Raw genomic sequence first — 5943 nt, 5'->3', positions numbered from 1 at the left:
TTGGCGGAAGATGCAAGGGACCTCATCGGATATCTGCTGAATGCGCAGGCGGCACGGGGTGAAAACAAGTGGAATAGCCTTGGCAGCTTTATGGACTGGCTGACATTGGGAATTGTCAGCGGCACATGGCGCGGATTTGTTGACCGTCATGAGGAGATGGTAGCCAATCCAAATCTCTATAACATTGTCAATGCCCTTACCGGCGGATTCTTAGATACGCTCAAGGGGGCCGTTACACCCGAGGAACCGTGGTCGCTGGAGCATTGGCTGGATATCCTCGGCACGGCGCTCACCGTCTACGCGGCCTACCAAACGGCGGTCAACGTCAAAAACATTCTCACCGGCAGCGGGGACGACGCTCTGCGCGCAGGCGGCACATTGGCAGACAATGTGGATGATGTTGCCCGAAGCGCGGGGCTGACACGCACGCAAATTGATGATATAATCAAAACAATCAGGGGACAGAGGCCGGACCCCAGCACCTATCTTACAAAGGAGTACATTGACCATCATCTGTCTCAGTTTAAGGACGGCGTGACAAAGTTTTATGCGAAAGCACCCACAGGAACAGTTGGCCCGCGAGAAGGAACGTTTGTATTCCCTTCATCGTACGCAGATGACATGATAAAGCAGGCGAACGGGGATACACGAGTGTTGGAGCAGCTACTGGGCTTTGACCCGGGAGATTTAGGTGACGCCCCAGTGCGGATCAATGTTTTAAAGCCACATGGGCTCAGAATGCCAACTGGAAACGAGCGCGGTGCAAATCCATACTGGATTCCAGGCGGATATACTTCTGGTGGGATTCCGGAAGCTGTGATCGATCAGGTTCAGCCAGGCGATTATACCGTGATTCCCGTTCAATAAAAGGAGGATTTGATAATGGTTATCTTTGAAAATAGTGGAGATCAAATTATTTTAAGAGATGAAAAATACTATTTCAGAGGTGAAGATGGAGCACACCTATCTCAATATTGGGAATTTGAGATAACCAAAGAGGATGCAGAGCTGGTCATGAGGGATGCGTCATATTCCACCAAACTTTTTCTTGATTATCAAAATAAGCTCTGGGGCTTGGTAAAATGAGAGTTATCAACTCATCTGACGAAAATGCAGCTTGCCGACTACCTCTAGACCATTGATATTACTGGATTTCTCCAAGCCCTATAATTTCACTCCGACCACTACGAGAAACCCTTGGGTGTTCATAAGGGCAAAAACAGACTGGATAAAGGTAGTCTGTCGTAAGACAGCATGAAAACTTAAACTATTAAAGGGCAGATGCCAAGTGAAACGTCTAAAATAAGCGTATCGCTCATTGTGAACGATACGCTTATTTTTACTCCCTGTCGTAATGGGCCGAGTCTATAAAGAAGCAAGCCTTAACACAAAAACAACAGCTAGATAGCCGGCAGATGAATGTATAACACCATTAAATGTACAACGAGCCAGCCCTATTTTGCTAAGTGTGCCTTTCTATTCTTCTAGATTTGACACTACCTTATCTAATAGATTTTTTAGAATTTCTCTCTCTATATCTGTAAAATTCTTAGTTAATCTATTCTCGCTGGCTATGGCTATCCCATGTATTTTTTCATACAAAGCCTTAGCTTTATCAGTCGGATAAATTTGATACTGCCTCTTGTCTTCAGTCGCAGTGAGACGAGTAATATATCCCTCTTTCTCAAATTGCTTAATTGTTCTTGCCACAGAGCCTTTGTCTATCTTCAATTTATCCGAAATTTCCTCTTGCGAAACACCCGGGTTTTCACAAATAACTAATATGTGGGTGTATTGGCTTGCGGTAATATTATCCTCTTTTAGCTGCCGATCTAAATACATGGAGGATTGCCTATGAATAATTGAAAACCGGCTCATAAATTCATGCATTCTATTTCCTCCAGTTACTATATATTTGGTTGAGGACATGGCCGCCAGCCATGTCTTTATCCATCTTGTTGCCTAAGCTGTTAGAATGAGAGGGCAATAGGCCTGACGGGTTCCTCCAAGGACTTCGCGTCCGCTTTGAAGTCAGTCAGCCAGCCTCTTGTTCGCAGCGTTCGATTTGTGCAGGTAGAGCCGCCGTCTGGCGCGTTCGTGTCATCAAACAGATAGAATCGGCGGTGAGAAAAGGATGGTGTGCCAATTGCAATTCTGTGATGGGAGAGTTTTTATGAACGCGGTCGGGATTGGTGTTTCCAAGGGCAAAAGTATAGTTGGCGTTGTCCGTCCATTTGGAGAATTGGTGGTAAAGCCCTTTGAGGTGCGCCACACCTCCAGCGAACTCAGTGAGTTGGCAAGCTCGCTAAAAAATCTGGAGGGCGAAACGAAGGTTGTGTTGGAGCATACCGGGCGGTATTATGAGTCTGCTGCCCAAATGCTCCATGCGCTGGAATTTTTGTCAGCACGGTCAATCCGCTGCTCATCAAGGAATACGGCGTTTGCGGGAGTTGATCCGGGTGCCAACCAGTCTGGAACTTATGAAGCGAAAAAAGCACACGCTCTTCCAAGCGCGGTTCCCCGGAGCTACGAAAAACACTCTTTGTACTCATGACGGTACTGCTTCAAAAGGCGCCGCCCGATGATCCCGTGTTTCAATTCCTGGACAAAAAGCGCACCGAGGGAAAACCTTACTACGTTTACATGACCGCCGGCTGCAACAAGTTTCTGCGTGTTTACTACGGAAAAGTAAAGAAATTCATGAGCACCATAGACACGCCTGTAAATATGGATTCAACCGGTCTTTCCAGATAACATACCACCCGTTCACGTAAGGTCGGCGCTTCGGCGGTGGCCTTTTTGTGTTGCTTATTTTTCTTTCGTCTGCTTTTCTTGATTTGCTATTGACTTTTTATTTGCAGGCTTCGAACAAGAGTTGCTATAACAACTAAATAATACAGCAAATTAACGAACCTGTCAAATAATATACTTCGATTATTACTTGACTATTGAAAAAGTATCAAGTAGAATAATAGTTGCTGAAGCAATTAAGTTGCTATTTTTTAATGCCGTATAGTTGCCCAAGCAACTATACGGGGATCAGGAGGACACTTTAATGGAAGAACATCAGTTGACACAGGAGAATCCATTTGCAACTGCGCCGGTTGGTAGGCTGATTGCAAAATTTGCGATTCCCTGTGTAATCTCACTTGTTGTAAATGGGCTGTACAACATAGTAGACCAGATTTTTATTGGTCATGGCGTTGGGTATCTAGGTAATAGTGCTACAAACGTGGTATTTCCGCTGACCGTTCTATGTGTAGCACTTGGCGTATTATTCGGAGACGGAGCGGCAACATATTTTAGTTTGAAATTGGGAGAAGGTAACATTGAGGACGCGAAAAAAGGGGCTACCAGTGGAATCCTTTTGTCAATTATTGCTTCCATAGTGTTGTTAGCCGTTTCTGCGGTGTTTCTGAAACCCATTATCTATCTTTTCGGATGTACAGAAACAGTAGAACCTTATGCACTCGGATATGGAAGCATTGTGATGATAGGCTTTCCGTTTGTGCTTATTTCCACAACGCTTAATTCTATCATTCGTGCTGATGGTAGTCCTAAACTTGCCATGGTATCTCTTATATCCGGTGCAATATTTAACACAATTATGGACCCTGTATTTATATTCGTTTTTGATTGGGGTGTACAGGGTGCCGCATTGGCTACCATAATGGGACAACTTATATCATTAATTATTTCGTTGTCCTATATAAAGAAATGGAAGTCATTTAAGCTTAAACGTAAAGATTATAAATTTAGTCTGCGGCATTGTAGGGCTATCATGCCGCTGGGAATTTCCAGTTTTATCAATCAGATGGCTACCGTTATTATGACAGCTGCAATTAACAATGCTCTGACAGCCTATGGTGCCAACTCTGCATATGGGACTGATATTCCATTGGCAGTTATGGGAATTACATTGAAGGTCAATCAGATATTTCTGTTTATCGTTGTAGGCATTGCAACAGGAGCACAACCGATTATTGGATTTAACCGAGGTGCAAACAATCTTGAACGTGTCATGAAGGCTTTTAAGATATGTGTTGTGAGCGCCCTTATAGCGGCAATGGTAGCGTTTGTAATTTTCCAATTTGCACCGATGTCCATTGTATCACTTTTTGGGGCTGAAAGTGATTTGTATAATGACTTTGCCGTGAAGAGTTTTCGGATATTCCTTTTGTTTTGCATTCTTAATGGGTTTCAAACTGTGGCAAGTATCTTCGTTCAGGCGATTGAGCGTCCGATTCAGGCAATGGTGCTTTCTCTGTCCAGACAAATTGTATTTTTGATTCCAGCGGTATTGATTCTTCCCGGTTTTTTGGGCATTGAAGGTATCTTATGGGCAGGGCCAGTAGCAGACGGATTAGCATTTATATTGGCACTTGCTGTTACATTCTCTGAGATTAAAAATTTAAAAACGGTAAAAGAGAAAGGAGCCGCAATATGAGTCAAAATAGAATTATAACAATTGGACGTCAGCTTGGCAGTGGTGGACGAGAAATTGGAAAACAGTTATCGGAAAAACTTGGAATAGGCTATTATGACAGAGAAATTATTCAGAAAGCAGCACTCGAAAGCGGAATCACGGAAGAGATTATGGAATCTTATGACGAAAAGGCAGGTATGAGCTTTCTATATTCACTTGTTATGAATTCCACTCTATATGCCGGAAATGATACTAAACCATTAGAATTACGTGCATATCTGGCACAAGTAAATGCAGTAAAACGTATTGTTGATTCAGGCTCATGCGTTATTGTCGGACGGGGTGCAGATTACATATTGCGCGATTATCCCAACTTAGTAAAAGTATTTGTAGTAGCGGATATTGATTATCGTATCCAACATGTAATGGAGCGGAGGAATGTATCCGCTGACAAGGCGCAAATATTGATACAGAGAACAGACAAAAGCCGAGCGAGCTTCTATAATTACCACACGGAACAAAAGTGGAGCGATGTTAGAAATTATGATTTATGTATTAATAGTGCAAAAACAAGTTTATCTGGAGCTATAAAGATTATCGAATGCTTTATAAGCAATAATAAAAGATAAAGTATATTTTCGTATTTATGGTTACTCGCCAAATAAAAAGCATGAGTTTGGCGGAACTTCTTTCATGCCTCAATTCTGTGAATGCCCTCTAAGCTCTTAAGTTTGGAGGGCATTCACATGTATATGAAAAGATCTTTTACAGCCATTAAAGTGCCGCCATTTTGCTATGACGGCTTGGCGTAGCGGATGTTCCAGTCCTATATAATCTAAAAGGATTTGACCAATTTTTAGCCGGCCAGTGCGACCATTTTTTATTTGACACCTTTCGTGCAATTTTGCGCATAGGTGTTTTTTGTGCCCTTTTTTTACTGACAACACTTGGGACAAGCCATTGCGCAACTTCGGGCCAAGTACGAGGTGTTGACAAAGGTACCAAAGGAGAGGGGAAAATGGGATAGTGCGGTAAGGAACAAAGCAAAGGGATGTGTTTGGGAATGCTGACGGAACGATACGGGATACAGATAAAATGCATTGCATCACAATTGAGAATCTGGTGCCGGAGGAGCATTTTTGTGCAAGCTAGAAAGCGCCGTGGATTTCAGCTTCATCTACGACGAGGTTCAGGACTTGTACAGCCCGGACAACGGCAGGCCCGGAATTGATCTGGTAGTGCTTGTAAAATATCTGCTGGTGGGGTATCTGTACGGCATCGAATCGGAACGGCGGATCGAGCAGGAGATACAGGTGAACATGGCCTACCGATGGTTTCTGGGGTTGGATCTGGACGACCGGGTGCCCGATTACTCCACGATCTCCCAAAATCCGCTCAGACGGTTTCAAGGAAAAAAAGTGTTCTGTCACCTCTTTGAACATATTTTGCATCTGTGCCTGAAAAAGGGACTGGTGGACGGAAAGGTCATTCTGACCGACTCCACGCATGTGAAAGCG

At 43.7% G+C, this 5943-nt stretch carries 5 protein-coding genes and 2 pseudogenes; 6 read left to right on the top strand and 1 reads right to left on the bottom strand.

Going from position 1 to position 5943, the window contains the following annotated elements:
- Positions 1–867: hypothetical protein (locus RTU96_RS14595; RefSeq protein WP_312637383.1), on the top strand; the 867-nt coding region annotated here is incomplete at its 5' end.
- A gap of 15 nt (positions 868–882) precedes the next feature.
- Positions 883–1086 carry a hypothetical protein gene (locus tag RTU96_RS14590; RefSeq protein WP_312637382.1) on the top strand — a complete coding sequence of 68 codons (204 nt, stop codon included), beginning with the start codon at positions 883–885 and terminating at the stop codon, positions 1084–1086.
- 390 nt (positions 1087–1476) lie between these two features.
- On the opposite strand, the gene RTU96_RS14585 is transcribed toward RTU96_RS14590, so the two are convergent.
- Positions 1477–1890 (bottom strand): MarR family transcriptional regulator, encoded by a 414-nt coding sequence (locus RTU96_RS14585; protein WP_312637381.1) that lies wholly within the window; start codon positions 1888–1890, stop codon positions 1477–1479.
- Positions 1891–2173: 283 nt separating this feature from the next.
- On the opposite strand from RTU96_RS14585, the pseudogene RTU96_RS14825 reads away from it, so the two are divergent.
- The 4 genes and pseudogenes from RTU96_RS14825 to RTU96_RS14560 form a co-directional block, all read left to right on the top strand.
- Positions 2174–2754: pseudogene (locus RTU96_RS14825) on the top strand (transposase).
- A 301-nt stretch (positions 2755–3055) separates the two neighbouring features.
- A complete protein-coding gene (locus RTU96_RS14570) occupies positions 3056–4447 on the top strand; it encodes an MATE family efflux transporter (protein ID WP_312637379.1) in 1392 nt (463 codons plus the stop codon).
- The gene (locus RTU96_RS14565) at positions 4444–5055 is read left to right on the top strand and encodes a cytidylate kinase-like family protein (RefSeq protein WP_312637378.1); all 612 of its coding nucleotides are present in this window, start codon (positions 4444–4446) and stop codon (positions 5053–5055) included. The genes RTU96_RS14570 and RTU96_RS14565 overlap by 4 nt, the downstream gene beginning before the upstream one ends.
- 466 nt (positions 5056–5521) lie before the next feature.
- Positions 5522–5851 (top strand): annotated as a pseudogene (locus RTU96_RS14560) (transposase); the annotation flags it as partial.
- Positions 5852–5943 lie beyond the last annotated feature (92 nt).

Source organism: Oscillibacter sp. (genome assembly GCF_032018205.1).
In the GTDB taxonomy this organism is placed as follows: domain Bacteria; phylum Bacillota; class Clostridia; order Oscillospirales; family Oscillospiraceae; genus Oscillibacter.
Note: the sequence above shows the minus strand (reverse complement) of the source record. Positions and strands in the feature narration are given on the sequence as shown.